Source organism: Arenimonas malthae CC-JY-1 (genome assembly GCF_000747075.1).
GTDB classification, from domain to species: Bacteria; Pseudomonadota; Gammaproteobacteria; order Xanthomonadales; family Xanthomonadaceae; genus Arenimonas; species Arenimonas malthae.
In genome coordinates, this window is the sequence record NZ_AVCH01000164.1 from 1 (window position 1) to 26523 (window position 26523).

The following is a 26523-nucleotide window of genomic DNA, read 5'->3' on the forward strand; positions in this document are numbered from 1 at the left end:
GGGCGGGCGCAGCGGCGGGCGTGGCGACGGGCGCGGGGCGCGGCTCCGGCAACGACGCGGGCATCGCTTCGGCTTCTGCAGGAGCGGGGATCGGGGCCTGTTCCGGCGCGGTGGCGGGCTCCAGTGCGGCAACGGGTTCGGGAACCGGGGACGGTTCGGCGACGGCGACAACTTCCACGCTCGCGGCGGCGGGCGCGGAGCGCGGGGTCTGGGCGTACCACATCAGGGTAAGCGCGGCGCCGGCCACTGCGCCGAGGGTGCCGAGCACGATGAGCGGCATGCGCTGGGCGGTGCGGCCGGAGAGCAGCGGCGCGGCGGGGTGTTCGGCCGAGATGCGGACGCGCGGCGGCGCGACGGCGACTTTTGTAGGAGCGGCTTCAGCCGCGACCGTTCTGGCGAAAGGAGTCGCGGCTGAAGCCGCTCCTACAGGGGCGAGGTTGGCGCTATCGGCTAGCGACAGGTCGTAGGCGGCGCGGCGCTCGGGGTGGCGCAGGTCTTGCCAGGCGCGGTTCACGCGGTCGGCGTAGATTGCGTCCCACTCGTCGGGGTTGCGGTCGGGGTGCAGCCAGCGCACCAGCCAGCGGTAGTGCTCCTTGATGCGCACGTCGGGCGCGTCGGGGTTCACGCCCAGGGCGCGGTAGCTGTCGGTGCCGGGTGCGAACAGCACCTGCTGGATGAAGAACACCGCGGCGTCCACCACGGTGCCGACGCTTTCATGGGCGGTGCCGGCGCATTCCTGCGCCAGCGCCTCGTCGCCGGCCGCCAGCCGCAGCAGCACCAGCATGTCGTCGGGCAGCGGGCGCTGGGCGGCCTGGGCCAGCCGGGGCGGCGCCCGGTAGCAGGCCAGGGCCAGTTCCAGCGCGTGCCCCGCCGCGGCCATCAGCGCCGCGCCAGCTTCTTCGGCTCGGGCTGCGCGCCGTAGCTGTAGTAGTTGTAGCCGCCGTAGCCGTAGGCATACCCGGCGTGCTTGGCGCTGAACTTGGTGAGCAGCGCGCCAATCACGTGCGCGCGCGCCGCGTACAGGCGCTTGAGCGCATTGCGGGCCAGGCTGATGCGGGTTTCGCCGGCCTCCACCACCAGCAGCGTGCCGCTGGCCATGTTGGCCAGGATGGGCGCGTCGGCCAGGCCCATCACCGGCGGGCCGTCGATGATGACCTGGTCGAACTTCTCGCTGGCGATGGAGATCAGGCTCAGCATCTTCGGGCCCATCAGCAGCTCGGCCGGGTTCGGCGGCAGCGGGCCGGTGGGCATGAACATCAGGTGCGGCGAATCGGTGGCGTGGATCACTTCCGTGGCCTTGGCGGCGCCGGCCAGGTAGTTGCTCAGGCCGATGTCGTTGGGCTTGTCGAGCGAACGGTGCAGCGACGGATTGCGCAGGTCGCCGTCGATGATGAGCACGCGCTTGCCCAGCTGCGCGAAGTTCTTGGCCAGCGTGAGCGCCGTGGTGCTCTTGCCCTCCGACGGCGACGCGCTGGTGACCAGCAGGCAGCGCGGCACGCCGGTGTCGGTGGAGAACTGCAGCGCGGTGCGCACCGAGCGGTAGGCTTCGGCGAAGGCGGAGCGCGGGTCTTCCAGCGCCTTGGCGGGCGTCATGGGCGCCTTGAGCATGGGGATGACGCCCAGCACCGACAGGCCCATCTGCTTCTCGACGTCCTCGGGTGACTTCAGCGTGTCGTCCAGGTGTTCGAACACGAAGGCCAGCAGCACGCCGCCGAACAGGCCCAGCAGCAGCGCCACGGCCAGGTTCAGCGCCAGGCGCGGCTTGTGCTTGTTGGTGGGCACTTCGGCGCGGTCGACGATGGAGATGTTGTTGGTGCCCACGCCGCCGGCGATGCCGATTTCCTTGTAACGCTGCAGCAACGCGTCGTACTGCTGGCGGTTGGTGTCCACTTCGCGCTTGAGGATGTTGTACTGGATGGAGCGGCTCTGCAGGTCCAGCACTTCGTCCTTGAGCGCGCCCACCTGCGCCTTGAGCAGCTGCTCCTGCGCCAGCGCGGCCTGGTATTCCGCGCGGATGGACGCCTTGATGTTCGCCACCTCGGCGCCGAGCTGCTTGTCGAGCTCGTCGATCTGGGCCTTGAGCTGCTGCATTTCCGGGAAGGCCGGCTTGAACACGCGCAGCTTGTCCTGGTACTCGGCCTGCAGCTTGGCGCGGGTTTCCTGCAGGGTCTGGACGATGCTGCTGTCGAGCACCGAGGCCAGGCCCATGCCGGTGGCGGCCTCGGCCTGGCGCCAGCGCGCCTCGGCGCGGATGCGTTCATCCTGGGCCTTGGCCACGGCCGAATTCAGTTCACCCAGGCTCTGGGTGGACAGCGAAGAGCCGTCGTTGGCGTCGACGATCTTCTCGCGCTGGGCGAACTCGACCAACTGCTTCTCGGAATCCTCGAGCTTGAGCTTGAGCTGCTGCAGGCGGTCTTCGAGGTAGGTCTTGGCATACGACGAGGCGTCGAAGCGGCGCTCGAGGTTGGCGGCGATGTAGGCCTCGGCCACGGCGTTCACCACGCGCTGCGAATAGGCCGGGTCCGGGCTGTCGTAGTGCACGCGAACCAGGCGCGAATTGCGCACCGGCTCGATGCTCAGGTTGGCCAGGAAGCCGGTGATCATGCGGCTCATCTTCGCGTCTTCGCGCGAATCGGCCTCGGCGGCGGTGAGCGTTTCCTCCTCGTCATCGCCGCCGCCCAGCAGGGCGCGCCAGGGCGAGGGCCGGCTCATTTCCAGGTACACCGGGTCGTTGGCCAGGTTGAGCTGGCTGATGACGCGCTGGGCCAGCGAGCGGCTCTTCAGCAGTTCGTACTGGGTCTGGTAGAAGTCGCGGTCGGCCGGCGATTCGGTGGGCGTGAAGCCCTCCACTTCCACCACCTTGATGGTGTCGCGCTCGATCTGCACGGTGGTGCTGGCGCGGTAGATGGGCGTCATGAGCAGCGTGCCCACCAGCGCGGTGACCACCACGATGCCCAGCGTGGCCAGCACGGTCCAGCGGCGCTTGACGATGATGCGCCAGTAATCGAGCAGGTTGATCTCGTCGCTGTCGGCGGCGGGTTCGCCGGCGCGAAGGTCGAGGCTGAGGGCCTGCTGGCGCGACAGCGCCAACGCCTGCTGGCCACCGGGGCCGGCGGGCGTGGGCAGGCCGGCGTTATGGCCTTCGGGGTTTTCCTGGTTCATGCGGTCTTGGCGTCCTGGGGGCGGGGCGTCAGAAAGTGCGGAAGCCGACGATGCCGCGCAGGCTGTCGGTGATGGTCTTGAGCGCGGTCTTGCCGCCGGACTGGTCGACCACGACGATGTCGTCGCCGTAGATCAGCGGGTCCTCGGCGTTGCCGGCGCGGATGGCGCGCAGGTCGAACAGCGCGGCCATGCGCTTGCCCTGGATGGTGCGGAACACCACCACCGACGACGGGTCGGCCAGCGGCGTCAGGCCCTCGGACATGGCCACGGCCTGCAGCAGCGTGGTCTTGCCGGTGATGGGGAAGATGCCCGGCTTGGCCACCGCGCCTTCGACGGTGACGCGCTGGCTGGTGAACTCCTTCACGAACACGCTGACCTGCGGGTTCTGCAGGTAGGTTTCGGTGAGCTTGCGGGCGATTTCGGCCTCGAGCTCGGGCACGGTCTTGCCGCCGGCGCCAACGGTGCCGATGAGCGGCAGCGAGATCATGCCGCTGGAGTTCACGCGCACTTCGCGGTCGAGGTCCTCGAGCTGGAACACCGTCACCTGCAGCAGGTCGAGCGCGCCGATGCGGTAGTCGGACACGCCGGTGTAGGCGCCGCTCTCACTGGTGGTGTCGGGCGCGGGCAGGTTCGTGGTGGAGGTGACGGCCTTGGCCGTGCCGCTGCGGACGGCGCCGCTGGTGGACGTGCCGCAGGCGGCCAGCAGCGAGCAGAAAAGCAGGAACGCAAGCGTCCGGAGCACCGTGGTTTTCATGTGTCGTCCGTTTCTTCCGGGGGGGCTGGGATTATGGATTGCCAAACAGCCTATGCCAAAACCCGGGCTTGCCGGCTTTTTTCGGCGCACCCACGTCGGGCAGCGGCGGCACGGCGGCGGGGGGCAGGTCGTCGAGGATGGCCTGGGGGCGCGTTTCCACCAGGTGTTCGGCCTCGGCGGCGCCCAGCCGGCGGGCGGCGGCTTCACGCCCTTCGGCCAGCAGCGGCGGGCGCTTGTCGCAGTGGTGCGAATCGGTGGCCAGGATATGCACCAGGCCCTCGTCGAGCATGCGTTCGGCCCAGTACTGCGGGCGCCTGCCGAAGCGGCCGGTGAGGCTGCCGGCGGTGAGCTGCATCCACGCGCCCTGCTTCACCAGGTCGCCGAACACGGCGTAGTGGTTTTCGATCCAGGTGAGGCGCTCGGGGTGGGTGATGACCGGCACCAGGCCGGCCGTCATGAGCCCGAACACCGATTCGGCGAAACGCGGCGGCGCCACGTGGTGCGGCGGCTCCAGCAGCAGGTAGCGGCTGCCGCACAGCGTGGGCACGCGGCCCGCGCGCACGGCGCCGGCCAGTTCGGGCGCCAGGTGCACGTCGGCGCCCACGCCCAGCTGCAGCGGGATGCCGGCGGCGGCCAGCTCGCGCCGGAATTCCAGCACGGCGGCTTCGATGCCGGCGCGGGTGTTTTCGTACAGGCCGGGGTAGATGTGCGGGGTGCAGGCCGTGAACACGATGCCGTCGTCCACCGCCTGCCGCGCCATCGCCAGCGACACCTCCAGGCTGAGCGGGCCGTCGTCGATGCCCGGCAGCAGGTGGCAATGCAGGTCGATCATCGGGTTTCGGTGGCTTCCCCGGCCGCCTGCAGCGCTTCCGGCGACGACGGCCGGCCGCCGCGCAGCCAGCGCAGGCGGGCCACGGCCAGGTCACGCTTGCGGCTGAACACGTACCAGGCCATCAACAGCACCAGGAACACCCCCACCAGCAGCGGCCGGTAAACGCCCAGCTTCACCGCCAGGGCCGCGCCCAGGCCCAGCAGCAGCGAACCGCCGGCCATCACCAGCACCACCATGGAAGGCGTGTAGCCGGCATCGAGCAGCAGGTGGTGCATGTGGTTGCGGTCGGCCCTGAACGGCGACACGCCGTGGCGCCAGCGCCGCACCATGAGCACCACGCAGTCGATGAGCGGCAGCGCCAGCGTCCACGGGCCCAGCACCGGCGACACCGGGTGGGTGGGGTTCTGGGTGAGCCGCACCGACGACCAGGCGATGATGAAACCCAGCAGCATGCTGCCGCCGTTGCCCAGGAACACCTTCGCCCGCGGCTGCCAGGGGAAGCGGTGGTTCCACAGCAGGAAGCCCAGCACCGCGGCGCTCAGGCCCAGCAGGCGCTCGGCCAGCACGGCGTCGCCGGCATACAGCGCGAACGCCGTGAACAGCAGCATGGACACCAGCGCCAGCGAACCGGCCAGGCCGTCCACGCCGTCGGCCATGTTCAGCGCGTTGATCACGCCCACCACGATGAACACCGTGAACGGCACCGCCAGCAAGCCGATGTTCAATGCAGCGAAGCCGAACACGTCATGCAGGTTGCTGGCCTGCCAGCCGGCCAGGAAGACCATGCCCAGCGCGGCCACGGCCTGGGCGCCGATGCGCCAGCGGGCGCGCAGGTCGTGCAGGTCGTCGGCCTGGCCCACCGCCACCAGCAGTATGGCGCCGGCGAAGAAGGTGAACACGCGCAGGTTGAGCTGCGGCTCGAACACCAGGAAGGTGAAGATGGCCGCCAGCAGGATGGCGATGCCGCCGATGACCGGCACGGCGCCGTCGTGCTGCTTGCGGCCGCCCGGGCGGTCCACCCAATCCCAGCGCCGGGCCAGCGGCAGGCCGAGCGGGATGGCCAGCGCCACGATGGCGAAGGCCAGCGCGGCGCGCAGCCAGCTGGCCGGGGTGAGCTGGTTGAAAAGTTCGAACAAGTCCATGAGTGGGGGAACGCAGCGCGGCGCCGTTCAGGACAGTCCACCGCAGACTAGTCACAGACCATGACAATGAACAGTCCCCCGGGGGCTTGGGAAGCGAAAAATTCTCTTGCTTCCGGGGCTTGCCGTGAAGTTCTTACCTGAACGGGCGTGACGCAGTGCGCGTTAAGCGCGCCGGTCAGCGGCCGTAGACGTCCTCGAAACGCACGATGTCGTCTTCGCCCAGGTAGCTGCCCGACTGCACTTCGATCAGCTCCAGCGGCACCTTGCCCGGGTTCTCCAGCCGGTGCCTGCTGCCCAGGGGGATGTAGGTGCTCTGGTTTTCGGCCAGCAGGAACACCTTGTCGTCGCAGGTGACGCGGGCGCTGCCGCTGACCACGATCCAGTGCTCGGCGCGGTGGTGGTGCATCTGCAGGCTGAGCGCGGCGCCGGGCTTGACCACGATGCGCTTGACCTGGAAACGCTCGCCGCTGTCGATGCCGTCGTAGCTGCCCCAGGGCCGGTACACCTTGCGGTGGATGGCGGCCTGCGGGCGGTGTTCGGCCTTCAGGCGGGCCACGATGTCCTTCACCTGCTGCACCTGGTCGCGGGCGGCCACCAGCAGGGCGTCGTCGGTGTCCACCACGATCACGTCCTGCAGGCCGAGCAGGCTGATGAGGCGCCGGCCGCCCCAGGCCAGGGTGTTGCGGCAGCCCAGGGCCAGCACGTCGCCGTGGTGGGCGTTGCCGTCGGGGTCCTGGTCGGCGATTTCCCACAGGGCCGACCACGAGCCCACGTCGTTCCAGCCCACGTTGATGGGCAGCACGGCGGCCGCGTCGGTTTTTTCCATCACGGCGTAGTCGATGGAATCGGCCGGGCAGGCTTCGAAGGCCGCGCGGTCCAGGCGCAGGAAATCCACGTCGCGCTTGCCGCCGGCCAGCGCGGCCATGGCAGCGCCGACCATGGCCGGCGCGAACTTCTCCAGCTCCGCCAGGTAGGCCGAGGCGCGGAACAGGAACATGCCCGAGTTCCAGAAATAATCGCCGCTGGCCACGTAGGCCTGGGCCGTGGCCAGGTCGGGCTTCTCGACGAAGCGCTCGACCGCACGCACCGCCTCGCCCGGCGCGGCCTTGATGTACCCGTACCCGGTTTCCGGGCCGGTGGGCACGATGCCGAACGTGACCAGGCTGCCCTGCTCCGCGGCGCCGCGCCGCGCTTCCTGCACGGCGGCGCGGAAACCGGCCGCGTCGGCGATCACGTGGTCGGACGGCAGCACCAGCAGCAGCGGGTCGCGGCCGCCTTCCATGGCCTGCAGCGCGGCCACGGCGATGGCCGGCGCGGTGTTGCGGCCCACCGGCTCGAGCACGATGGCCGACGGCACCGCGCCCACCTGGCGCAGCTGCTCGGCCACCATGAAGCGGTGCTCTTCGTTCGCCACCACGATGGGCGCGGCCATGCCGGGCAGCCCCGCCAGCCGCTGCCAAGTGGCCTGCAGCAGCGACTGCTCGCCCACCAGCGGCTGGAACTGCTTGGGGTGGGTTTCGCGCGACAGCGGCCAGAGCCGGGTGCCGGAGCCGCCGGAGAGCAGGACGGGAACGAGGTCGGTCATGGTTTCGAAGGCAGGGGAGGTCCCCGCCATGATGCCACGCACCCCGAGAAACGGACCCAACGGGCCGGCCGGTGGCGCCGGGCGGGCATGCGATTCGGTAATAATCACCAGGATGAACCTGCACACGCCCCTGCCCAACCGCGACGCCCTCCGCCTGGAATGGACCCGCCAGGCCCTGGCCGACCCGGACGCGCCGATCGAGCGCGCGTCCAACGACGCCAGCTTCCGCAGCTACTGGCGCACGCGGTCGGCCGACCGCAGCTGGATCGTCATGGACGCGCCGCCGGACAAGGAAGACATCCGCCCCTGGCTCGACGTGGCCGCCCGCCTGTCGCGCGCCGGCCTGCATGCGCCGGAAATCCAGGCCGCCGACCCGCAGCGCGGCTTCGTGCTGATGGAAGACCTGGGCGACCGCACCCTGCTGCCGGAACTGTCGGAAGCCACGGTGGACCGCCTGTATGGCAGCGCGCTCGACGCCCTGCTCGCCATGCAGCAGCGCGCCGACGCCAGCGGCCTGCCCGCCTACGACGAACCGCGGCTGGTGGCCGAGATGGAGCTGATGCCGCAGTGGTTCCTGGCGCGGCACCTGGGCTTCACGCCGGAATGCGAGCAGTGGGACGTGATCGAATCGGCCTTCCGCGCCCTGCTCAACAGCGCGCGCCTGCAGCCGCAGGTGTTCGTGCACCGCGATTTCCACTCGCGCAACCTGCTGGTCACCGAACGCGACAGCCCGGGCATCATCGATTTCCAGGACGCGGTGCGCGGGCCCATCACCTACGACCTGGTGTCGCTGCTGCGCGACTGCTACATCGAATGGCCCGAAGCGCGCGTCAACGCCTGGGTCGAGGACTACCGCCTGAAACTGGTGGACGCCGGCCTGTGCTCGCTCGGCCCCGCCGCCTTCCTGCGCGCCTTCGATTTGATGGGACTGCAGCGCCACATCAAGGTGCTCGGCATCTTCTGCCGGCTCTGGTACCGCGACGGCAAGGCCGCCTACCTGCTCGACCTGCCGCTGGTGTGGAAATACACCCGCGACGTGGGCCGCCGCTACGAAGAAACCGCGCCGCTGGTGGCCCTGATCGAGCAGGCCATCGGCGAACGCGACATCACCCTGCCCGCCCGATGAAGGCGCTGGTCTTCGCCGCCGGCAAGGGCGAGCGCATGCGCCAGCTCACCGACGCCACGCCCAAGCCGCTGCTGCCCGTGCGCGGCAAGCGGCTGGTGGAATGGCACCTGGAGAAGCTGGCGGCGCTGGGCGTGGACGAGGTGGTCATCAACACCTCGTGGCTGGCCGGCGCCTTCCCGCCCGCGCTGGGCGACGGTTCCCGCTGGGGCCTGCGCCTGCACTTTTCCTACGAAGGCCCCGAGCCGCTGGAAACCGGCGGCGGCATGCTGCACGCCCTGCCCCTGCTCGGCGACGCGCCCTTCCTGGCCGTGAACGGCGACATCTGGTCCGACTACGATTTCGCCCGGCTGCCGCGCGAACCCGCGGGCGAAGCGCACCTGGTGCTGGTGGACAACCCGGAACACCACCCCGAGGGCGATTTCGCCCTGTTGCCCGATGGCCAGGTGCAGGCCGCCGGCGAAAGGCGCCTGACCTTTTCGGGCATCGGCGTCTACCGGCCCAGCCTGTTCGAGGGCTGGCGCTCGACCATCGGCGCCGCCGCCGGCGTGGAGCTTGACCCGCCGCGCTTCCGGCTGGCGCCGCTGCTGCGCGCGGCCATGCGCGCCGGCCGGGTGACCGGCGAACACTTCCGCGGCGAATGGACCGACGTGGGCACCCCGGAGCGCCTGGCCGCGCTGGGCTGAACCGTTCCGCCCGGAACCGTGGCGCAGTTCGCAGTTCCGCGGCCCTGGGCGGCCGGGGTTCACCCTGCGCTCATTCCAAAGCCGCAAGTCGTGACTTTCGTCCTTGCGCGGGCCGCCGTATTGGCCACTAATGCCCGCTCCATGGCCAAACAAGCCACCCAGAACACGCGCCAGATGCTCCTGCACGTCCTCGAGGGCGAAGTGGCGGGCATGGCGCCGCACGAGCGCCGCGAGCAGTACCGGCGCCAGATCCAGCTGCTGCACAAGCCGATGTCGAACCTGCTGCTGGCCATGGCGATGCTGGCGGCGCTGCACCTGGTGTTCGAGCTGGTGGTGGTCGCCGGCGTGCCGCCGCTGCTGGCGTGGCAGTCGGTGGGCGTGGCGCTGCTGGGCGTGATGGCCGTGCGTTACCGGCACGTGGTTTCGCTGCGGCGGCGCCGGGTGCTGGGCCTGGCCTTCCTGGCGGTGCTGCTGGCCTGCCTGTCGGTTCCCGCCCTGAAGTGGGCCGGCAGCTCGGTGGTGCCGCTGGCGGTGTTCCTGCTGCTGCCGGTCACCTGGCTGCCGCTGCTGGTGAAGCCGCACATGACCTTCGGCGGCCTGGCGATGGTGACGGCCGTGGTGGGCGTGCTGCTGTGGCGCTGCGAGGCGCCGGCCGGCGAATGCCAGCTGTTCGCGCTGTATTACCTGGTGAGCGTGGGCGCCGGCCTGCTGCTGCGGCGTGCGCGCAGCAACCTGGCCACGCGCCTGGACAAGCAGGTGGAAACGCTGTGGCAGCGCGCCGTCAGCGACCCGCTCACCGGCCTGCTCAACCGCCAGGGCTGGATGAACCTGGCCGGCACCGCCTTGGCCGACGCGCTCGGCTCGGGCCAAACGCCGGCGGTGCTGTTCATCGACGTGGACTTCTTCAAGCGCACCAACGACAAGCATGGCCACCTGGCCGGCGACGACCTGCTGCGCGCGCTGGGCCGCATCATCGACGCGCGCATGGGCCCGGGCGAATACTGCGCGCGCCTGGGCGGCGAGGAATTCGCCTGCCTGCTGCCCGACTCCTCGGCGCAGCACGCCGAACGCTTCGCCCTGCGCCTGGCCGCCGACTACCGCCTGCACGCCAAGGCCCTGGGCTCCACGCTCAGCATCGGCATCGCCGTGCACCAGGACGGCGACGTCCTCAACGACCTGCTCGCCCGCGCCGACGCCGCCCTCTACGAAGCCAAGCACCGCGGCCGCGACCAGGTCGTGCTGGCCAACGACGACTCGCACGCACACCCCCTGTAGGAGCGGCTTCAGCCGCGACCGCTCTTCGCGAAATGCGGTCGCGGCTGAAGCCGCTCCTACAGTCACCTTCAGACCGGGCAGTCATCGGTGAGCCAGACGGCATCCCAGAACGGGTAGTCGCCGATGTCCGCCACCAGGCCTGCACGCAGTGGATTGGCCACGAGGTATCGGGCAGCGGCGCGCAGATTCTCCTCGCGACGCAATGCCCGTTCGAAACAACCTGGCACCCACACCGCGCCCGCGCATTGTCGGGCCCGGTTGAACGCACGGGCACTGCCCCCTTTCGCGTAGCGCAACACATCGCCCAGGGTTCGTTCGCCATCGAGGCGAAGCAATCCGTGCCAGTGGTCAGGCATCAGCACCCAGGCCAGCAATTCGCCACCACGCCAGCGATCGCCACGCGAAAGCAGGCGGCTCATCGTGGCGGCGGGCCGCCACTCGGCGAACAGCCGCTGGCGTCCTTGCGTGATGAAGGTGAGGAAGTAAACCTGGCCGGCAAGCGAGCAGCGGCCCTTGCGCAGGGCGGCGTGCCCGGGACGGGGTGGTTTCGAGTCCATGGAGACAGGTTTGCCAACCGCGGCGCCGCCCGCAGTCCTCCAACGCCACAAACCAATGTAGGAGCGGCTTTAGCCGCGACCGTATTTCGCGAAGAGCGGTCGCGGCTAAAGCCGCTCCTACAGGTGATTTCGTCAGAGGTGCTGGCGGAGGAAGGGGATGGTGATGCGGCGCTGCGCGGCGAGGCTGGCGCGGTCGAGGGTGTCGAGCAGGCGGGTGAGGCTGGCCAGGTCGCGGTCGACGCGGCGCAGCAGGTAGTCGAGCACGGCGTCGTCGAGTTCCAGGCCGCGGCGGGCGGCGCGTTCGCGCAGCACGGCGCGGCGGCCGGCCTCGTCCAGCGGTTCCAGCGTGAGCCGCACGCACTGGCCCAGGCGCGTCACCAGGTCGGGCAGCGCGATGCCCAGCGCCGCCGGGTTGCCGCGCGCGGCGTACAGCACCACGCCGCCGCCGGCGCGGGCGCGGTTGTGGAAGTGGAACAGCGCTTCTTCATCCCCCGCATTGCCGGCGATGGCGTCCAGGCCGTCCAGGCACACCAGGTCGAACCCTTCCTGCTGCGCCAGCGCCTCGCCCAGCCGGCCCGCGAACGCCGGCAGCGGCAGGTAGGCCGCGCGCCGTCCCGCCGACGCGGCTTCGGCGCAGGCGGCCAGCAGCAGGTGGCTCTTGCCGCTGCCCGCGGGGCCGGCCAGGAACAGCCAGTCTCGCGATTCGCCGCGCGCGGCGGCGCGCACCGCGTCGCGCACGACGGGCTGGCCGAGGAAGGCGTCGAGTCGCTGGTCCGGCGGCGCGCGCAGGGACAGCGGCAGCTGCGGCGTGCTCACGGGTTCGGCGTCGGCCCCTGCGAACCGTCGGCCGGCGGCGCGGCGTATTCGTCGCCCTCGCTGCCCACCGGCACCTTCGCCACGGCGGCGGCCACTTCGGCCGGCACCACGTCGTCGTCGGCGCCGTAGAGGCGGCTGTGCGTGTAGCGGTCGTAGGCGTAACGCCCCACCACCACCGCCACCGCGGCCACCGGCAGCGCCAGCAGCACGCCCAGGAAACCGAACAGCTGGCCGCCGGCCATGATGGCGAAGATCACCGCCACTGGGTGCAGGCCGATCTTGTCGCCCACCAGCCACGGCGTCAGCCAGAAGCTTTCCAGCAGCTGGCCCAGGCCGAACACGCCCAGCACCAGCGCCAGGTGCATCAGGTCGCCGTGCTGCACCAGCGTGGCGATCACCGCCGCGCCCAGGCCCACGATGGCGCCCAGGTAAGGCACGAAGCTCACCAGGCCCGCCACCAGGCCGATCAGGATGCCCAGGTCCACGCCCACCGCGGTCAGGCCCACGGCGTAGATGGCGCCCAGCGAAATCATCACGCTCAGCTGGCCGCGGATGAAACCGCCCAGCACTTCGTCCGACTCGCGCGTGAGCTGGCTCACCACCGGCTCCAGCGGGCGCGGCAGCATCACGCGCACCTTCTCGAGCATGCCCCAGCCGTCGCGCATGAAGTAGAAGGTGACCACCGGGATCAGCGCCAGGTTCGCCAGCCAGCCCAGGATGGCCAGGCCAGACTTCGACACCTCGCCGAACACCGTGGCGGCCACGCCGCCGGCCTGCTGCCAGTGCACCTTCAGCAGTTCGATCAGCTGGCTCGGGTCCACGTAACCCGCCAGGTCCACCTTGAAGCGCTGCTCGGCCCAGGGCACCGCGGTGCCGGTGAGCCACTGCCCGAAACGCGGCAGCCAGTCGATGAACTTCGAGACCTGGTTTTCGATCAGCGGCACCAGCAACAGCACGCCCAGCACCAGCACCAGGCTCATCAGCCCGAACACCAGCAACACGCCGGTGTTGCGCGAACGCCCGCTGCGTTCGATGCGGCGCACCAGCGGGTCGCCCAGCCAGGCCAGCAGGGCCGAGATGACGAAGGGCGTGAGCACCGGCCCGAGCAGCCACACCAGCACGCCGACGCCGGCGGCCAGGGCCAGCCACTGCCAGCGGCGGCGGTCGCTGAAGGGATCGACGGGGGCGTTCATTCGGCGGGGGTCCTCGGGTGGCGCCAGGCACGCACACCATAACGAATCACGTAGTCCACGCCACTGAGCGCGGTGAGCAGGGCCACGGCCAGCAGGCCTTCGATGCGCCAGCGCAGCGGGACGTCCCAGCCGGCCAGGTCCACCAGGCACACCAGCACCAGCGCGATCTGCGCGCCGGTGGTGACCTTGCTGAGCACGCTGGGCTGGCCGCTGAACGGCCCGGCCAGGCGCCACCAGGCGGCGGCGCCGGCCACGATGACCAGGTCGCGCGCCAGCACCAGGCCCACCAGCCAGGCCGGCAGCGCCTGCGCCAGCCACAGGCCGGCCATGGCGGCGCCCAGCAGCAGCTTGTCGGCCACCGGGTCGAGCAGGCTGCCCAGGCGCGACTGCCAGCCAAAGCGCTTGGCGATCACCCCGTCCACCGCGTCGCTGGCGCCGGCCACGGCCGCCACCCACAGCGCTTCGGGGTAGTAACCGGCCCAGAGCAGCCAGAACAGCACCGGCGCCATCGCCAGGCGCAGCCCGGTGATGGCGTTGGGCAGGTGGAGCAGGTTCATCGCAGGCGGAACGTGGGCGTGGCGTCGCCCGGGCTGGCCGGGTCGGCGGACAGCGTGTCGCCGGCGGCGACGAAGTTCGCGAAGGCCTCGGCGCCGACGGCCAGGTCGAGCTGCAGGCGCAGGCTGTCGGGCGTGGCTTCGAGCACCACCAGTTCGCGCACCACGGGCAGGGTCTGCAGGTAGCCCATGGCGCGCAGGTAGTCGTCGCTGCCGCCCAGGCCGGCGATGCGCACGACCTGGCGGGTGGGTTCGCCCACGTTGGCCGCCACTGCGTCGCGGCGGGCGATGGCGTCGGCGGCGCCGTCCGCGCCCGAGGCGATGGCGCGCTGCGGGCTGGGGTCGGTGAAGGACCAGCGCGACAGCTCGTTGCCGGCGCGGCTGAGCACCCAGTCGGCGGTCCAGCCGGCGCCGCCCTCGGCGCGGTAGAGCCGGCCCAGCAGCTGGGTCTGGTTGCCGTAGCGTTCGGTCAGGGGCTGCATCGGGGCCGGGTTCTGGGCCCAGATGGTGTCCACCGCGGCCTGCTCCACCGCCGTGCCCGAGGGCAGGCCGAAGCTCAGGCCGCGCTCGGTGCCGCGGGTGGCCAGCGGCTTGACCACGTTGAGCTGCTGGCTGTTGACCAGGCGCGCGCCGCGGCCGTCGTCGATCGCCAGCCACAGGATGGGGCGCGGGCGGTCCGGGCCCCAGTAGGCCAGGCCGGCGCCGGCGATCAGCGCATCCACCTTGCCCGGGTCGAATTCCACCCGCAGCCGGGTCTTGTACACGGGCACGCCGCCGATGGCGGTGTTGCCCTGCTGGTCGGAGCTCTCGCCTTCGCTGGTCTGCTCGGCGGTGGCGAAGCTGGCGGCGCTGCCCAGGGCGCGGCGCACCACCGGGTTGGCGGCGGCCAGCGGGTTGCCGGTGAGCTTCACCAGCACCTGGGCCAGGGCCCGGGCGGTGGCGGCGCGGCGCTCGCCGGCGCCCTGCGACATCAGTTCGGTCTCGCCCACGTACAGGGCCAGGTCGCGCGCCGGGGCCCCGGCCACGGCGGTCGGCGCGGGCACGTCCACCGGCTCGAACTGGGCGGCGGCCGGCAGGGCAAGCGCCAGCAGGGCGGCGGAAACGAGGACGGTCAGGGCTGGGCGCATGGGCTCGCGGCGGGGCTCGGGTGAGCGTGAATGGTGCCGCATGGGGGGGCGGAGCGTCCAACGAGGGGCGTGGGAGGGCCTTCAGGCCCGACGCGCTTGGTAGAATGGCGGTCTTTCCCGCGCCCGGACCCCGCCGTGACCACGCCTACCCCCCTCACCTACCGCGATGCGGGCGTTGACATCGACGCCGGCAACGAAGTCGTCGAGCGCATCAAGCCCCTGGTCAAGCGCACCTTCCGGCCCGAGGTGATGGGCGGCCTGGGCGGCTTCGGCGCCCTGTTCAACCTGTCGGGCAAGTACCGCGAGCCGGTGCTGGTCTCGGGCACCGACGGCGTGGGCACCAAGCTCAAGCTGGCCCAGCAACTCAACCGCCACGACACCATCGGCATCGACCTGGTGGCCATGTGCGTGAACGACGTGCTGGTGCAGGGCGCCGAGCCGCTGTTCTTCCTGGACTACTTCGCCACCGGCAAGCTGCACGTCGACACCACCGTCTCGGTGGTGTCCGGCATCGCCCGGGGCTGCGAACTGGCCGGCTGCGCCCTCATCGGCGGCGAAACCGCCGAGATGCCCGACATGTACCCGCCGGGCGAATACGACCTGGCCGGCTTCACCGTCGGCGCGGTGGAAAAGAGCCAGCTGCTCGACGGCGCCAAGGTGCGCGAGGGCGACGTGCTGCTGGGCATCGCCTCGTCCGGCCCGCATTCGAACGGCTATTCGCTGGTGCGCCGCATCTACGACCGCGCCGGCCGCCCGGCCGAGCTGGACGTCGGCGGCGTGAAGCTGGTGGACGCGCTGATGGCGCCCACCGAAATCTACGTCAAGCCGGTGCTCGAGCTGCTGCGCGCGCACGACCTGCACGCCATGGCCCACATCACCGGCGGCGGCCTGACCGAGAACATCATCCGCGTCATCCCCGACGGCCTGGGCCTGGACATCGAGGCCTCGGCCATCGTGCTGCCGCCGGTGTTCGACTGGCTGCAGCGCGAAGGCGCGGTGCCGGCGCCGGAAATGTGGCGCACCTTCAACTGCGGCGTCGGCTTCGTGCTGGTCCTGGCGCCGGGCGACGTGGCGGCCGTGTCGGCCGACCTGGCCCGCCGCGGCCTGGCGCACCGCGCCATCGGCCAGGTGGTGAAGGCCACCGGCGAAGAGCGCGTGCGCATCGGCTGATGTCCGCGTTTTCGCTGGCGGTCCTTGCCTCGGGCCGCGGCAGCAACCTGCAGGCGCTGCTCGATGCCATCGCGGCCGGCACGCTGCCGGCGCGCGTGGCCGGCGTGTTCTCCGACAAGCCGGCCTGCGGCGCCATCGGCATCGCCCGGGACCGGGGCCTGCCCCACGTCGCGCTGCGCCCCCGCGACTACCCCGACCGCGACGCCCACGACGAGGCGCTGTTCGACGCCGTGGCGGCGGTTCAGCCCGACCTCATCGTCTGTGCGGGATACCTGCGCATCATTTCCGAGCGCACGGTGCGAAGGTTCGAGTCCCGCATGGTCAACATCCATCCCTCCCTGCTGCCGCGCCATCCCGGCCTGGACACCCACGCCAGGGTGCTGGCCGCCGGCGAAACCGAACACGGCGCCAGCGTGCACGCCGTGATCCCGGCGCTCGACGCCGGCCCGGTGCTGGCGCAGGCGCGCATCCCTGTGCTGCCGGGCGACACGCCCGAAGCCCTGGCCGGGCGCCTGCTGCCGCGCGAACACGCGCTGCTGGTGGCCTCGGTGGCGCTGCTGGCCACCGGCCGCGCGCGCCTGGGCGCCGCCGGCTTCGAGCTCGATGGCCACCCCCTCGCCGCGCCGCTGTCGCTGGGCGCCGACAACCAACTGCACCGGGAGCCCGGCCATGTTTAAGTTCCTGTCCGCCGCGCTGCTGGCGCTGCCGCTGCTCGCCGGCGCCGCCACGCCGCCCAAGCCCTTCGAGGCCGATTACGAAGTGCGCCGCAACGGCGAGGTGATCGGCGTGGGCCATATCCGCCTGCGCACGCTGCCCGAGGGCGGCTTCGAGATGAGCACCCGCAGCGAGGGCACCGCGGGCCTGGCGGCCGTGGCCGGGGTGAAGCGCGAGGAAACCTCGCGGCTGCGCTGGACCGGCGACGGCCTGGAGTCCACCGACTACCGCATGCGCCAGAAGGCCGCCTGGAACACCCGCGAGCAGCACACCACCATGGACCCGCGCAGCCACGCGGTCACCAGCACCTACAAGGGCGAAACCGCGCGTTACGCCGGCCGCCCCGGCCTGCTCGACAAGCAGGCGGTGACCGCCGCGATGATGGTGGCCGTGGCCGACGGCGAGCGTGGCGTGCTGCGATTCCCCGTCGCCGAGCGCAAGGGCGTGGAAGAGCAGCGTTACGAAGTGGCGGCGGCGGTGCGCCTGCGCACCGCCATCGGCGTGGAGCGCGCGCTGCGGCTGGAACGCCGCCGCGACACCCCCGGCGGCCGCCAGACCAAGGTCTGGCTGGCCCGCAACCACGGCTGGCTGCCGCTGCGCATCCTGCAGGTGGAAGAAGACGGCGAGCGCATCGACCTGCGCATCACCGCCATCCGCTGATCAGCCCGGCAGGCGGCGGATCTTCGCGCCGAGGGTGCCGAGCTTTTCCTCGATGTTCTCGTAGCCGCGGTCGATGTGGTAGATGCGGTCGACGATGGTCTCGCCCTTGGCCACCAGGCCGGCGAGCACCAGCGAGGCCGAGGCGCGCAGGTCGGTGGCCATGATCGGCGCGCCGGTCATCTGCGCCACGCCGCGGATGATGGCGGTGTTGCCCTCGATGCGGATGTCCGCGCCCAGCCGCTGCAGCTCGTTGAGGTGCATGAAGCGGTTCTCGAAGATGGTCTCGGTGATCACGCCCACGCCTTCGGCGATGGTGTTGAGCGCCGCGAACTGCGCCTGCATGTCGGTCGGGAAGGCCGGGTAAGGCGCGGTGGTGAGGTTCACGGCCTTGGGGCGCTTGCCGCGCATGTCCACTTCGATGGTGTCGTCGCGGGTGTTGACGTGTGCGCCGGCTTCCTCGAGCTTCACCAGCACGGCGTCCATGATGTCGGCGCGGGTGCGTCGGGCCACCACGCGGCCGCCGGTCATGGCGCCGGCCACCAGGAAGGTGCCGGTTTCGATGCGGTCGGGCAGCACGTCGTAGTGGATGCCGGCCAGGCGGTCGACGCCGTGCACGACGATGCGGTTGGTGCCGGCGCCTTCGATCTGCGCGCCCATGGCGATGAGGCAGTTGGCCAGGTCGACCACCTCGGGTTCCATCGCGCAGTTCTCGAGCACGGTGGTGCCCTTGGCCAGCACGGCCGCCATCAGCACGTTCTCGGTGCCGGTGACGGTGATCATGTCGAACACGTAGCGGCCGCCGCGCAGGCGCTCGGCGCGGGCCTTGATGAAGCCGTTCTCCACCGTGACCTCGGCGCCCAGCGCCTGCAGGCCGCGGATGTGCTGCTCGACCGGGCGCGAGCCAATGGCGCAACCGCCCGGCAGCGAGACCTCGGCGTGGCCGAAGCGCGCCACCAGCGGGCCCAGCACCAGGATCGAGGCGCGCATGGTCTTCACCAGCTCGTACGGCGCCACCGTGGAGGTGATGAAGCGCGGGTCGGCGGTGATGGTGAGTTTTTCGTCCACCATCAGCTGCACGCCCATGGCGCCCAGCAGTTCCATGGTGGTGGTGACGTCATGCAGGTGCGGGACGTTGCCGATCGAGATCGGGCCGTCGGCCAGCAGGGTGGCGGCCAGGATGGGCAGCACGGCGTTCTTGGCGCCGGAGATCTGCACCTCGCCGTTCAGCGGTTCGCCGCCGGTGATTACGATCTTTGCCATTCGTCGTGGGTCTCAGGCCTGGGCGGCCTTGTTGGCTTCTTCGGGGGTCAGCGTGCGCAGGGCCAGCGCGTGGATGGCGCCGCCCATGAGCTCGCCCAGGGTGGCGTAGACCATGCGGTGGCGGGCCAGCGGCAGCTTGCCGCGGAAGGCTTCGCTGACCACGGTGGCCTCGAAATGCACGCCGTCGTCGCCCTGGACGCGGACCTGGGCGCCGGGCAGGCCGGCCTCGATGAGGTTCTGGATGGTTTCGGGGGTCATGGCGGGCGGGGCGCGGGGTGGCCGCGCAGGCCTTACAATACGGCCCCGCATCATACTCCCTAAGCCCCCCGCATGAATGCCCCGAAATCCGCCCTGGCAGTCCCGGACGAGGCGCTGATCGCCAGCGGCCGCAACGTCATCGCCATCGAGGCGCAGGCGCTGGAGGCGCTCAAGGGCAGCCTGGGCGCCGACTTCGCGGCGGCCTGCCGGCACATCCTGGCCTGCCGCGGCCGGGTGGTCTGCACGGGCATGGGCAAGTCGGGCCACATCGCCACCAAGATCGCCGCCACCCTCGCCTCCACCGGCACGCCGGCCTTTTTCATGCACCCGGGCGAAGCCAGCCACGGCGACTTGGGCATGGTGACCGACGCCGACGTGGTGCTGGCGCTGTCGAACTCCGGCGAAAGCGACGAGATCCTCTCGATCATTCCCTCGCTCAAGCGCCAGGGCAACGTGATGATCGCCATGACCGGCCGCCCCGGCTCCAGCCTGGCCCGCCTCGCCCACGTGCACCTGGACGCCAGCGTGCCGGCCGAGGCCTGCCCGCTGGGCCTGGCCCCGACCTCCAGCACCACCGCCGCGCTGGCCCTGGGCGACGCCCTGGCCGTGGCCCTGCTCGAGGCCCGCGGCTTCACCGCCGAGGACTTCGCCCGTTCGCACCCGGCCGGCGCGCTGGGCCGCCGCCTGCTGCTCCACATCCGCGACATCATGCATTCGGGCGACGACATCCCGCGGGTGCCGGTGGAAGCCAGCGCGTCCGCCGCGCTGCTGGAGATGACCCGCAAGCGCCTGGGCATGACCGCCGTGGTGGACGCCGACGGCGTGCTGCAGGGCGTGTTCACCGACGGCGACCTGCGCCGCTGCCTGGACGACGAGGACACCGACCTCAAGGCCACGCCGGTGTCCCAGCTGATGGGCCGCCGGCCCAAGACCATCGGCGCCGACGCCCTGGCGGTCGAGGCCGCGCACCTGATGGAGGCGCACAAGGTCAACGCGCTGGTGGTGGTGGATGCCGCCAACCGCGTGGTCGGCGCCTTGAACATTCATGACCTGTTGCGCGCGCGGGTGGTGTGATCCGGCCATGACCCAGCTCACCCCCGACCTGCTCGAACGCGCCGCGCGCGTACGCCTCGCCTGCTTCGACGTGGACGGCACGCTCACCGACGGCCGCCTGTTCTACGACGCCGAGGGCCGCGAATCCAAGGCCTTCCACGTGCTCGACGGCCAGGGCCTGCGCCTGCTGGAAGACAACGGCATCGCCGTGGCGCTGATCACCGCGCGCCGCAGCGCCGCCGTGCAGTCGCGCGCCCGCGACCTGGGCCTGCAGCACGTGCACACCGGCGTGAAGGACAAGGCCGCCACCCTGCGCATGCTCTGCGCCAGCCTGGGCGTGTCGGCCAGCGAAACCGCGCACATGGGCGACGACCTGCCCGACCTGCCGGCGCTGATGCTGGCCGGCCTCTCGGCCGCGCCCGCCAACGCCCACCCCTGGGTGGCCGAACGCGTGCACTGGCGCGCCCGCGCGAACGGCGGCCACGGCGCCGCCCGCGAACTCTGCGACCTGATCCTGGAGGCCCGCGGCCTGCGCGCCGCCGTGCTCGAGCGCTTCGGCGCGGCATGAACCGCCGGGTCCTCAACCCGCTGCTGCTGGTGCTGGCCTTCGCGCTGGGCAGCTACGCGGTGTGGCAGTGGCGGCAGCGCCAGGTGCCGCCGGTGGAACCGCCGCTGCGCTCCGACTACGTGCTGCGCGACTACGAGCTGATCACGCTCAACGAAGCCGGCGAAGAGGCCTTCACGGTCGTCGGCCCCGAGCTCGAGCGCGACCCGCAGGGCAAGACCCTCACGCTCGACCAGCCGCGCTTTTCGTTCCCGGCCAAGGGCGGCGGCCGCTGGAACGCGCGCTCGGACAGCGCCTGGGTCAGCGCCAAGGCCGACGAGGTGCGCCTGCTGGCGCGCGTCGAGATGGTCGGCCCGCCCGGCGAAACCGGCGACCGCACCGTGTTCGCCACCGACCGCCTGTTCGTTTTCCCCGACGCCCAGACCGCCAACTCCGGCGGCCGGGTGACCGTCACCCATGGCGACTCTATACTCGCCGGGACCGGCCTCGAAGTGGACATGCAGGCCAAGCGTTTCCAGCTGCTGAACGACGTCAAAGGACGCTATGCACCCCGCCGCTAACCTGCTCCTCCTCGCCGCGCTGGTCGCGGCCACGCCGGCGCTGGCCAAGTCCAGCGACCGCCAGCAGCCCATGGACATCAGCGCCGACAGCACCGACGCGGTGATGGAAGACAACGGCATGTCGGTGCTCACGGGCAACGTCAGCATCCGCCAGGGCACGCTGGAGGTGAACGCCGACCGCGCCGAGGTGCACCGCGTCGCGGGCGACATCCAGCGCATCGTGCTCACCGGCGCGCCGGCGCGCCTGAAGCAGGTGTCCGACGCCGGCGAGGCGATGGAAGCCGAGGCCCGCCAGGTCACCTACACGCTCAGCGAAGACACCATGCTGCTCAGCGGCGCCGTGCAGGTGCGCCAGCCGCGCGGCACCCTCAGCGGCGAAACCGTGCGCTACGACGTCGGCACCGGCCGGCTCAACGGCGGCGGCGACGGCCAGCGCGTGAACATGCGCATCCTGCCCAAGACCGCAGCGACCAACTGATGCTCAGCGCCTCGGGCCTGGCCAAGAGCTACCGGTCGCGCCAGGTCGTGCGCGACTTCGGCATGGAGGTCCGCCCCGGCGAGGTGGTGGGCCTGCTGGGCCCGAACGGCGCCGGCAAGACCACCTGCTTCTACATGATCGTGGGCCTGGTCGGGGCCGACCACGGCCGCATCCTGCTCGACGGCCAGGACATCACCGCCCTGCCCATGCACGAACGCGCCCGCCGCGGCCTCGGCTACCTGCCCCAGGAAGCCTCGGTGTTCCGCAAGCTCACGGTGGCCGAGAACATCGAGGCCGTGCTGGAGCTGCGCGAGGACCTCGACGCCGCCGGCCGCGCCGACGAACTTTCGGCCCTGATGGAAGAACTGCAGGTCGGCCATGTCGCCGACCAGGCCGGCGCCAGCCTGTCGGGCGGCGAGCGCCGCCGGGTCGAGATCGCCCGCGCCCTGGCCGGCAAGCCGCGCTTCATGCTGCTCGACGAGCCCTTCGCCGGCGTCGACCCGATTTCGGTCGGCGAGATCCAGAAGATCGTCCGCCACCTCAAGTCCCGCGGCATCGGCGTGCTCATCACCGACCACAACGTGCGCGAGACCTTGGGTATCTGCGACCACGCGTATATCCTCAATGCAGGCACGGTGCTGGCCCAGGGCACGCCCGAGGCGGTGCTGGCCAACCCCGACGTGCGTCGCGTCTACCTGGGCGAATCCTTCCGCCTGTAGCCCGGCGCCGCCGCCCCCGCGGAGCGCCATGAAGCCGACCCTCCAGACCCGCCTAGGCCAGCAGCTCTCCCTGACGCCCCAGCTGCGCCAGGCGATCCGGCTACTGCAGCTGTCGGCCGTGGAACTGGAAACCGAGCTCAACCAGGCCCTGGAATCGAACCCGCTGCTCGAACGCGAGGACGAGCCGGAAGCCGGCTTCGGCGACGCGCCGGACGGCGACAAGGCGCCCGACGCCCCCAGCGGCGAAGAAGCCGGCGACAGCCCCGACAGCGGCGACTTCGACCCCGGCGAAAGCATCGAGTGGTACGAATCGAGCGCCGGCGAGCGCCGCGGCGGCGGCGACGAGGAACCCGAGGAACTCACGGCCGCCGCCCCCGTGGACCTGCACGCCCACCTGCTCTGGCAGCTGCGCCTGAGCCATCTGGGCCCGCGCGACCTCGCCATCGGCCAGGCCCTGATCGAGGCCATCAACGACGATGGCTACCTGGAAGGCCCGCTGTCCGACATCCGTGCCGCGCTTTTGCCGGAGATAACCGCCGATGAGGCGGAAATCGAGACCGTTCTCCACATCATCCAGCACTTCGACCCGGTCGGCGCCGGCGCCCGCTGCCTGTCCGAATGCCTGCGGGTGCAGCTGAGCCTGCTCAGCCCGGATACCCCGGGCCTGGACCTGGCCCGCCGCCTGGCCCGCGAGCACCTCGACGCCCTCGCCCGCCAGGGCGCCGCCCGCCTGGCCAGCCAGCTGGGCTGCCCGGCCGGGGCCATGGACCAGGCCGTCGCCCTGCTGCGTTCGCTCGACCCCAAGCCCGGCGCCCAGATCGGCGGCGGCGAGGCCGAATACATCGCCCCCGACGCCATCGCCTTCCGCCAGGGCGGCGTCTGGAAGGTCAGCCTGGCGCCCGGCAGCCAGCCGCGCCTGGCCATCAACCGCCACTACGAGCGCCTGATCGGCAAGGCCAGCCGCGAGGACGACAGCTACCTGCGCGGCCAGTTGCAGGAGGCCCGCTGGCTGATCAAGAGCCTCGAGACCCGCGCCGACACCCTGGTGCGCGTGGCCCGGGCCATCGTGCGCCAGCAGAGCGCCTTCCTGGACCACGGCCACGAGGCCATGCGCCCGCTCACCCTGCGGGAAGTGGCCGAGGAGCTGGGCCTGCACGAGTCCACCATTTCCCGCGCCACCACCCGCAAGTACCTGCGCACCCCGCGCGGCACCTTCGAATTCAAGCACTTCTTCAGCTCGGGCATCGCCACCGAACACGGCGGCGCCGCCTCGGCCACCGCCATCCAGGCCATGCTGCGCAAGCTCATCGACGCCGAGAACCCGCGCAACCCGCTTTCCGACCAGCGCCTGGCCGAAACCCTGAAGGGCGAAGGCATCCCCGTGGCCCGCCGGACCGTGGCAAAATACCGGGAAGCAATGAACATCCCCGCTTCCAACGAGCGGCAACGGCTGGCCTGAGGGCCCGACACCATGGCAGACGCCAGCCTGCGCAACCCGGCGCACTTCCTTTCCCGAACTTGACGTCGGTCACGCCCGATTAGCATCTGGCGTGATTACCTGTAGCTGCACCCAAAGAAGGAGGATCGTAACCATGCGGATCGACATCAGCGGCCACCAGATCGACGTCACCCCGGCCCTTCGCGACTACGTGAACGACAAGCTCGCGCGCGTCACCCGCCACTACGACCACCACGCCGAGGCCCGCGTCCTGCTCTCGGTGGACAAGCTCGAGCAGCGCGCCGAGGCCACCATCGGCACCCCCGGCAAGACCCTGCACGCCGACGCCGTGGCCCCGGACATGTACGCCGCCATCGACCTGCTGGCCGACAAGCTCGACCGCCTGCTGATCAAGCAGAAGGAAAAGATGACCGACCACCACCGCGGCGAGTCGGCGGCGCGTTCGGACAGCTTCGGCTGAGCCATGCACCTGCTCGACCTGCTCAGCCCGGGGCGCGTGAAGGCCCTGGGCCCCGTCACCGGCAAGAAGCGCCTGCTCGAGCAGGTGGCGAAGCTGCTGGGTGACAGCCCGGAGGTCGAGCGCGCCGTGTTCGATGCCCTGGTTGGCCGGGAACGCCTCGGCAGCACGGGCCTCGGGCACGGCGTGGCCATCCCGCACGGCCGCAGCGGCAAGGTGTCCACCGCGGTGGGCGCCTTCCTGCGGCTGGGCGAACCGGTGGACTTCGGCGCGCCCGACGGCCAGCCGGTGGACCTGGTGTTCGCGCTGGTCGTGCCCGAGCACTTCGCGTCACAGCACCTGATGCTGCTTTCGCAGCTGGCCGAGATGTTCGGCGAACAGGCCTTCCGCGACCAGCTGCGCACCGCCCGGGATTCGGCCGCGCTGTACGCGCTGCTGTCCGACTGGCAAGCCGCCCACGCGGACTGCGGCTGAGCCCATGGCCGACCGCCTGCGCGCCCGCGAACTCTTCTCGGAGCTGGGCGAACGCCTCGAACTGCGCTGGATCGCCGGCCAGCGCGGCGGCGAGCGGGTGATCGAGCGCGGCGAGCACCTTTCCCGCCGCCCGTCGCTGGCCGGCTACCTCAACGTCATCCACCCGAACAAGGTGCAGATCGTCGGTTCGGCCGAACTGGCCTGGCTCGACGGCCTGGACGCCCGCACGCGCTGGGAAGTGCTGCAGAAGATCATGCAGTCGCGGCCGCTGGCGATGGTGATCACCCAGGGCCAGTCCTGCCCGGCCGACCTGCGCGACGCGGTGGAGGAATCGGACACGCCGCTGTGGGTGTCGCCGCGGCGCGGCTATGAATTGCTCAACCTCCTGCAATACCACCTGGCGCGCGCGCTGGCGCCGCGGGTGACGCTGCACGGGGTGTTCATGGAAATCTACTCCATCGGCGTGCTGGTGACGGGTGAATCCGGCGCCGGCAAGAGCGAACTCGCGCTCGAGCTGATCAGCCGCGGCCACCGCCTGGTGGCCGACGACGCGCCCGAGTTCACCCAGATCGCGCCCGACGTGCTCGACGGCACCTGCCCCGAACTGCTGCAGGACCTGCTGGAAGTGCGCGGCCTGGGCGTGCTCAACATCCGCGAGATGTTCGGCGACACGGCCGTGAAGCGGAACAAGTACCTGCGCCTGATCGTGCACCTGGAACGCGCGCCCGAGCTTTCGAACGAAGCCATGGCGCGCATCACCGGCGAATCGGGCAGCCGCAAGGTGCTCGACCTGGACGTGCCCGTGGTGCAGCTACCCGTGGCCGCGGGCCGCAACCTGGCCGTGCTCACCGAGGCCGCGGTGCGCCTGCACCTGCTGCGCAGCAAGGGCATGGACCCGGCCGCGGCCTTCCTGGCCCGGCACACGGCCTTCCTGCAACAAGGGGAAACCTCGTGAGCGAACCCGTCCGCCCGCTGCTGATCGTCGTCACGGGCCTCTCCGGCTCCGGCAAGTCCGTGGCGCTCAAGACGCTCGAGGACCTCGACGTCTACTGCACCGACAACCTGCCGGTGGAGCTGCTGCCGGAATTCGTGAAGTCGGTGGCCGGCGATGGCCGCAACATGGCGCGCATGGCCGTGGGCATCGACGTGCGCAACGCCTCCGACCTGGCGCGCATCCCGGAATGGCTGTCGGCGGTGGGTTCGCTGGGCTTCGACTACAAGCTGGTGTTCTTCGACACCCGCGACGAAGTGCTGCTCAAGCGCTATTCCGATACCCGCCGCAAGCACCCGCTGAGCCACGGCGGCCTGGCGCTGGCCGACGCGATCGAGCTCGAGCGCCTGCGCCTGCGCCCGCTGCAGGCGATCGCCGACCTGGTGATGGACACGTCGGAAATGAACGTGCACCAGATGCGCCGGCAGGTGACGACGGCCGTGGGCGTGGGCACCACCCGCGGCATGTCGCTGCTGTTCGAATCCTTCGCCTACAAGCGCGGCCTGCCGGCCGACGCCGACTTCGTGTTCGACGCCCGCGCCCTGCCCAACCCGCACTGGGACGCGCGCCTGCGCCCGCTCTCGGGCCGCGACGCGGCCGTGCGCGAGCACCTGGACCAGGACCCGGTGGTGCAGGAATTCGTGGCCCACGTCCAGGCCTTCCTGGAGAACTGGGTGCCGCGCTTCGAAGCCGAAACCCGCAGCTACCTCACCATCGCCTTCGGCTGCACCGGCGGCCGCCACCGCTCGGTCTACCTCGCCGAACGCCTCGCCGCCCACTGCCGCAGCCACGGCCGCGAGGGCGTACTGACCTTCCACCGCGAACTGGAGTAACCGGCTTCTGCCTTGCCTTGCGGCAAGCAGGTCACTTGCTCGCGTTCGGTTGGTCTCGGCAGGCGT

General features: G+C 71.1%; 29 protein-coding genes. 16 read left to right on the top strand and 13 right to left on the bottom strand.

Features of this window, described 5'->3' with window-relative positions; translation table 11 throughout:
* From N790_RS09195 to N790_RS09220, 6 genes are all read right to left on the bottom strand, one after another.
* A partial coding sequence (locus N790_RS09195) for a J domain-containing protein (protein ID WP_043803528.1) occupies positions 1–880 on the bottom strand: 880 nt, incomplete at its 3' end.
* The gene (locus tag N790_RS09200; RefSeq protein ID WP_084062804.1) at positions 880–3162 is read right to left on the bottom strand and encodes a GumC family protein; all 2283 of its coding nucleotides are present in this window, start codon (positions 3160–3162) and stop codon (positions 880–882) included. The genes N790_RS09200 and N790_RS09195, both read right to left, overlap by 1 nt.
* A gap of 28 nt (positions 3163–3190) precedes the next feature.
* Positions 3191–3916 (bottom strand): polysaccharide biosynthesis/export family protein, encoded by a 726-nt coding sequence (locus tag N790_RS09205; protein ID WP_052385833.1) that lies wholly within the window; start codon positions 3914–3916, stop codon positions 3191–3193.
* Positions 3917–3947: 31 nt separating this feature from the next.
* Positions 3948–4748, bottom strand: coding sequence for a tyrosine-protein phosphatase (locus tag N790_RS09210; RefSeq protein ID WP_043803530.1), 801 nt, complete (start codon positions 4746–4748; stop codon positions 3948–3950).
* The gene (locus N790_RS09215) at positions 4745–5890 is read right to left on the bottom strand and encodes a glycosyltransferase family 4 protein (RefSeq protein ID WP_052385834.1); all 1146 of its coding nucleotides are present in this window, start codon (positions 5888–5890) and stop codon (positions 4745–4747) included. The genes N790_RS09210 and N790_RS09215 overlap by 4 nt, the downstream gene beginning before the upstream one ends.
* 175 nt (positions 5891–6065) lie before the next feature.
* A complete protein-coding gene (locus tag N790_RS09220; protein ID WP_043803531.1) occupies positions 6066–7475 on the bottom strand; it encodes a mannose-1-phosphate guanylyltransferase/mannose-6-phosphate isomerase in 1410 nt (469 codons plus the stop codon).
* Between the two features lie 112 nt (positions 7476–7587).
* On the opposite strand from N790_RS09220, the gene N790_RS09225 reads away from it, so the two are divergent.
* From N790_RS09225 to N790_RS15265, 3 genes are all read left to right on the top strand, one after another.
* Positions 7588–8601 (top strand): aminoglycoside phosphotransferase family protein, encoded by a 1014-nt coding sequence (locus N790_RS09225; RefSeq protein WP_043803533.1) that lies wholly within the window; start codon positions 7588–7590, stop codon positions 8599–8601.
* Complete coding sequence (gene murU, locus N790_RS09230) at positions 8598–9284, top strand: N-acetylmuramate alpha-1-phosphate uridylyltransferase MurU (protein ID WP_043803535.1); 687 nt, start codon at positions 8598–8600, stop codon at positions 9282–9284. Before N790_RS09225 ends, murU begins: the two co-directional genes overlap by 4 nt.
* Positions 9285–9458: 174 nt before the next feature.
* A complete protein-coding gene (locus tag N790_RS15265) occupies positions 9459–10559 on the top strand; it encodes a GGDEF domain-containing protein (RefSeq protein ID WP_169742169.1) in 1101 nt (366 codons plus the stop codon).
* 68 nt (positions 10560–10627) lie between these two features.
* On the opposite strand, the gene N790_RS09240 is transcribed toward N790_RS15265, so the two are convergent.
* From N790_RS09240 to N790_RS09260, 5 genes are all read right to left on the bottom strand, one after another.
* Positions 10628–11116 carry an REP-associated tyrosine transposase gene (locus N790_RS09240; RefSeq protein ID WP_245593767.1) on the bottom strand — a complete coding sequence of 163 codons (489 nt, stop codon included), beginning with the start codon at positions 11114–11116 and terminating at the stop codon, positions 10628–10630.
* Positions 11117–11248: 132 nt separating this feature from the next.
* Positions 11249–11932, bottom strand: a complete 684-nt coding sequence (gene hda / locus N790_RS09245; protein WP_043803536.1) for a DnaA regulatory inactivator Hda — start codon at positions 11930–11932, stop codon at positions 11249–11251.
* Positions 11929–13125, bottom strand: coding sequence for an AI-2E family transporter (locus tag N790_RS09250; protein ID WP_052385836.1), 1197 nt, complete (start codon positions 13123–13125; stop codon positions 11929–11931). Before N790_RS09250 ends, hda begins: the two co-directional genes overlap by 4 nt.
* Entirely contained in the window at positions 13122–13682 is a 561-nt protein-coding gene (locus N790_RS09255) for a CDP-alcohol phosphatidyltransferase family protein (protein WP_043803539.1), read from the bottom strand. The genes N790_RS09250 and N790_RS09255 overlap by 4 nt, the downstream gene beginning before the upstream one ends.
* Entirely contained in the window at positions 13679–14806 is a 1128-nt protein-coding gene (locus N790_RS09260; RefSeq protein WP_052385837.1) for a DUF2066 domain-containing protein, read from the bottom strand. The genes N790_RS09255 and N790_RS09260 overlap by 4 nt, the downstream gene beginning before the upstream one ends.
* A gap of 135 nt (positions 14807–14941) precedes the next feature.
* Here N790_RS09260 and purM point away from each other — a divergent pair, with 135 nt between their 5' ends.
* The 3 genes from purM to N790_RS09275 are packed head-to-tail and all read left to right on the top strand — an operon-like array spanning position 14942 to position 17350.
* Positions 14942–15976: a phosphoribosylformylglycinamidine cyclo-ligase gene (gene purM / locus N790_RS09265; RefSeq protein WP_043803540.1), complete on the top strand. Its 1035-nt coding sequence runs from the start codon at positions 14942–14944 to the stop codon at positions 15974–15976.
* A complete protein-coding gene (gene purN, locus N790_RS09270; RefSeq protein ID WP_043803542.1) occupies positions 15976–16653 on the top strand; it encodes a phosphoribosylglycinamide formyltransferase in 678 nt (225 codons plus the stop codon). The genes purM and purN overlap by 1 nt, the downstream gene beginning before the upstream one ends.
* On the top strand, positions 16646–17350 hold the full coding sequence (locus N790_RS09275; protein ID WP_043803543.1) for a DUF3108 domain-containing protein: 705 nt from the start codon (positions 16646–16648) through the stop codon (positions 17348–17350). Before purN ends, N790_RS09275 begins: the two co-directional genes overlap by 8 nt.
* Here the strand turns inward: N790_RS09275 and murA are convergent, their stop codons facing one another.
* Positions 17351–18610 (bottom strand): UDP-N-acetylglucosamine 1-carboxyvinyltransferase, encoded by a 1260-nt coding sequence (gene murA, locus N790_RS09280; protein WP_043803545.1) that lies wholly within the window; start codon positions 18608–18610, stop codon positions 17351–17353.
* A 12-nt stretch (positions 18611–18622) separates the two neighbouring features.
* Positions 18623–18868 carry a BolA family protein gene (locus N790_RS09285; protein ID WP_043803547.1) on the bottom strand — a complete coding sequence of 82 codons (246 nt, stop codon included), beginning with the start codon at positions 18866–18868 and terminating at the stop codon, positions 18623–18625.
* Between the two features lie 72 nt (positions 18869–18940).
* Here N790_RS09285 and N790_RS09290 point away from each other — a divergent pair, with 72 nt between their 5' ends.
* The 10 genes from N790_RS09290 to rapZ all read left to right on the top strand — a co-directional run bounded on the left by N790_RS09290 (position 18941) and on the right by rapZ (position 26457).
* Positions 18941–19942 carry a KpsF/GutQ family sugar-phosphate isomerase gene (locus N790_RS09290; RefSeq protein ID WP_043803549.1) on the top strand — a complete coding sequence of 334 codons (1002 nt, stop codon included), beginning with the start codon at positions 18941–18943 and terminating at the stop codon, positions 19940–19942.
* A gap of 7 nt (positions 19943–19949) precedes the next feature.
* Entirely contained in the window at positions 19950–20489 is a 540-nt protein-coding gene (locus N790_RS09295; protein ID WP_043803550.1) for a KdsC family phosphatase, read from the top strand.
* Positions 20486–21046 carry an LPS export ABC transporter periplasmic protein LptC gene (lptC, locus tag N790_RS09300; RefSeq protein ID WP_043803552.1) on the top strand — a complete coding sequence of 187 codons (561 nt, stop codon included), beginning with the start codon at positions 20486–20488 and terminating at the stop codon, positions 21044–21046. Before N790_RS09295 ends, lptC begins: the two co-directional genes overlap by 4 nt.
* Entirely contained in the window at positions 21030–21524 is a 495-nt protein-coding gene (lptA, locus tag N790_RS09305) for a lipopolysaccharide transport periplasmic protein LptA (RefSeq protein ID WP_043803574.1), read from the top strand. Before lptC ends, lptA begins: the two co-directional genes overlap by 17 nt.
* On the top strand, positions 21524–22243 hold the full coding sequence (gene lptB, locus N790_RS09310) for an LPS export ABC transporter ATP-binding protein (protein ID WP_043803553.1): 720 nt from the start codon (positions 21524–21526) through the stop codon (positions 22241–22243). Before lptA ends, lptB begins: the two co-directional genes overlap by 1 nt.
* Positions 22244–22271: 28 nt before the next feature.
* The gene (locus N790_RS09315) at positions 22272–23702 is read left to right on the top strand and encodes an RNA polymerase factor sigma-54 (protein WP_043803555.1); all 1431 of its coding nucleotides are present in this window, start codon (positions 22272–22274) and stop codon (positions 23700–23702) included.
* Between the two features lie 133 nt (positions 23703–23835).
* The gene (gene hpf, locus N790_RS09320) at positions 23836–24162 is read left to right on the top strand and encodes a ribosome hibernation-promoting factor, HPF/YfiA family (RefSeq protein ID WP_043803556.1); all 327 of its coding nucleotides are present in this window, start codon (positions 23836–23838) and stop codon (positions 24160–24162) included.
* 3 nt (positions 24163–24165) lie between these two features.
* Positions 24166–24633 carry a PTS sugar transporter subunit IIA gene (locus tag N790_RS09325; protein ID WP_043803558.1) on the top strand — a complete coding sequence of 156 codons (468 nt, stop codon included), beginning with the start codon at positions 24166–24168 and terminating at the stop codon, positions 24631–24633.
* Between the two features lie 4 nt (positions 24634–24637).
* Complete coding sequence (hprK, locus tag N790_RS09330) at positions 24638–25588, top strand: HPr(Ser) kinase/phosphatase (RefSeq protein WP_043803560.1); 951 nt, start codon at positions 24638–24640, stop codon at positions 25586–25588.
* A 23-nt stretch (positions 25589–25611) separates the two neighbouring features.
* Positions 25612–26457: an RNase adapter RapZ gene (gene rapZ, locus N790_RS09335; protein WP_084062812.1), complete on the top strand. Its 846-nt coding sequence runs from the start codon at positions 25612–25614 to the stop codon at positions 26455–26457.
* Positions 26458–26523: the final 66 nt, after the last annotated feature.

Bases quoted from the DNA above. Each gene is read 5' to 3' on its own strand.
- lptA (WP_043803574.1), top strand. From the start codon at position 21,030: ATGCACCCCGCCGCTAACCTGCTCCTCCTCGCCGCGCTGGTCGCGGCC.
- N790_RS09215 (WP_052385834.1), bottom strand. From the start codon at position 5,890: ATGGACTTGTTCGAACTTTTCAACCAGCTCACCCCGGCCAGCTGGCTG.
- hprK (WP_043803560.1), top strand. From the start codon at position 24,638: ATGGCCGACCGCCTGCGCGCCCGCGAACTCTTCTCGGAGCTGGGCGAA.
- N790_RS09205 (WP_052385833.1), bottom strand. From the start codon at position 3,916: ATGAAAACCACGGTGCTCCGGACGCTTGCGTTCCTGCTTTTCTGCTCG.
- hpf (WP_043803556.1), top strand. From the start codon at position 23,836: ATGCGGATCGACATCAGCGGCCACCAGATCGACGTCACCCCGGCCCTT.
- N790_RS09210 (WP_043803530.1), bottom strand. From the start codon at position 4,748: ATGATCGACCTGCATTGCCACCTGCTGCCGGGCATCGACGACGGCCCG.
- N790_RS09260 (WP_052385837.1), bottom strand. From the start codon at position 14,806: ATGCGCCCAGCCCTGACCGTCCTCGTTTCCGCCGCCCTGCTGGCGCTT.
- murA (WP_043803545.1), bottom strand. From the start codon at position 18,610: ATGGCAAAGATCGTAATCACCGGCGGCGAACCGCTGAACGGCGAGGTG.
- N790_RS09225 (WP_043803533.1), top strand. From the start codon at position 7,588: ATGAACCTGCACACGCCCCTGCCCAACCGCGACGCCCTCCGCCTGGAA.
- murU (WP_043803535.1), top strand. From the start codon at position 8,598: ATGAAGGCGCTGGTCTTCGCCGCCGGCAAGGGCGAGCGCATGCGCCAG.
- lptC (WP_043803552.1), top strand. From the start codon at position 20,486: ATGAACCGCCGGGTCCTCAACCCGCTGCTGCTGGTGCTGGCCTTCGCG.
- N790_RS15265 (WP_169742169.1), top strand. From the start codon at position 9,459: ATGCTCCTGCACGTCCTCGAGGGCGAAGTGGCGGGCATGGCGCCGCAC.
- N790_RS09220 (WP_043803531.1), bottom strand. From the start codon at position 7,475: ATGACCGACCTCGTTCCCGTCCTGCTCTCCGGCGGCTCCGGCACCCGG.
- N790_RS09325 (WP_043803558.1), top strand. From the start codon at position 24,166: ATGCACCTGCTCGACCTGCTCAGCCCGGGGCGCGTGAAGGCCCTGGGC.
- N790_RS09295 (WP_043803550.1), top strand. From the start codon at position 19,950: ATGACCCAGCTCACCCCCGACCTGCTCGAACGCGCCGCGCGCGTACGC.
- N790_RS09240 (WP_245593767.1), bottom strand. From the start codon at position 11,116: ATGGACTCGAAACCACCCCGTCCCGGGCACGCCGCCCTGCGCAAGGGC.
- N790_RS09255 (WP_043803539.1), bottom strand. From the start codon at position 13,682: ATGAACCTGCTCCACCTGCCCAACGCCATCACCGGGCTGCGCCTGGCG.
- purN (WP_043803542.1), top strand. From the start codon at position 15,976: ATGTCCGCGTTTTCGCTGGCGGTCCTTGCCTCGGGCCGCGGCAGCAAC.
- N790_RS09315 (WP_043803555.1), top strand. From the start codon at position 22,272: ATGAAGCCGACCCTCCAGACCCGCCTAGGCCAGCAGCTCTCCCTGACG.
- lptB (WP_043803553.1), top strand. From the start codon at position 21,524: ATGCTCAGCGCCTCGGGCCTGGCCAAGAGCTACCGGTCGCGCCAGGTC.
- N790_RS09250 (WP_052385836.1), bottom strand. From the start codon at position 13,125: ATGAACGCCCCCGTCGATCCCTTCAGCGACCGCCGCCGCTGGCAGTGG.
- N790_RS09275 (WP_043803543.1), top strand. From the start codon at position 16,646: ATGTTTAAGTTCCTGTCCGCCGCGCTGCTGGCGCTGCCGCTGCTCGCC.
- N790_RS09285 (WP_043803547.1), bottom strand. From the start codon at position 18,868: ATGACCCCCGAAACCATCCAGAACCTCATCGAGGCCGGCCTGCCCGGC.
- N790_RS09200 (WP_084062804.1), bottom strand. From the start codon at position 3,162: ATGAACCAGGAAAACCCCGAAGGCCATAACGCCGGCCTGCCCACGCCC.
- N790_RS09290 (WP_043803549.1), top strand. From the start codon at position 18,941: ATGAATGCCCCGAAATCCGCCCTGGCAGTCCCGGACGAGGCGCTGATC.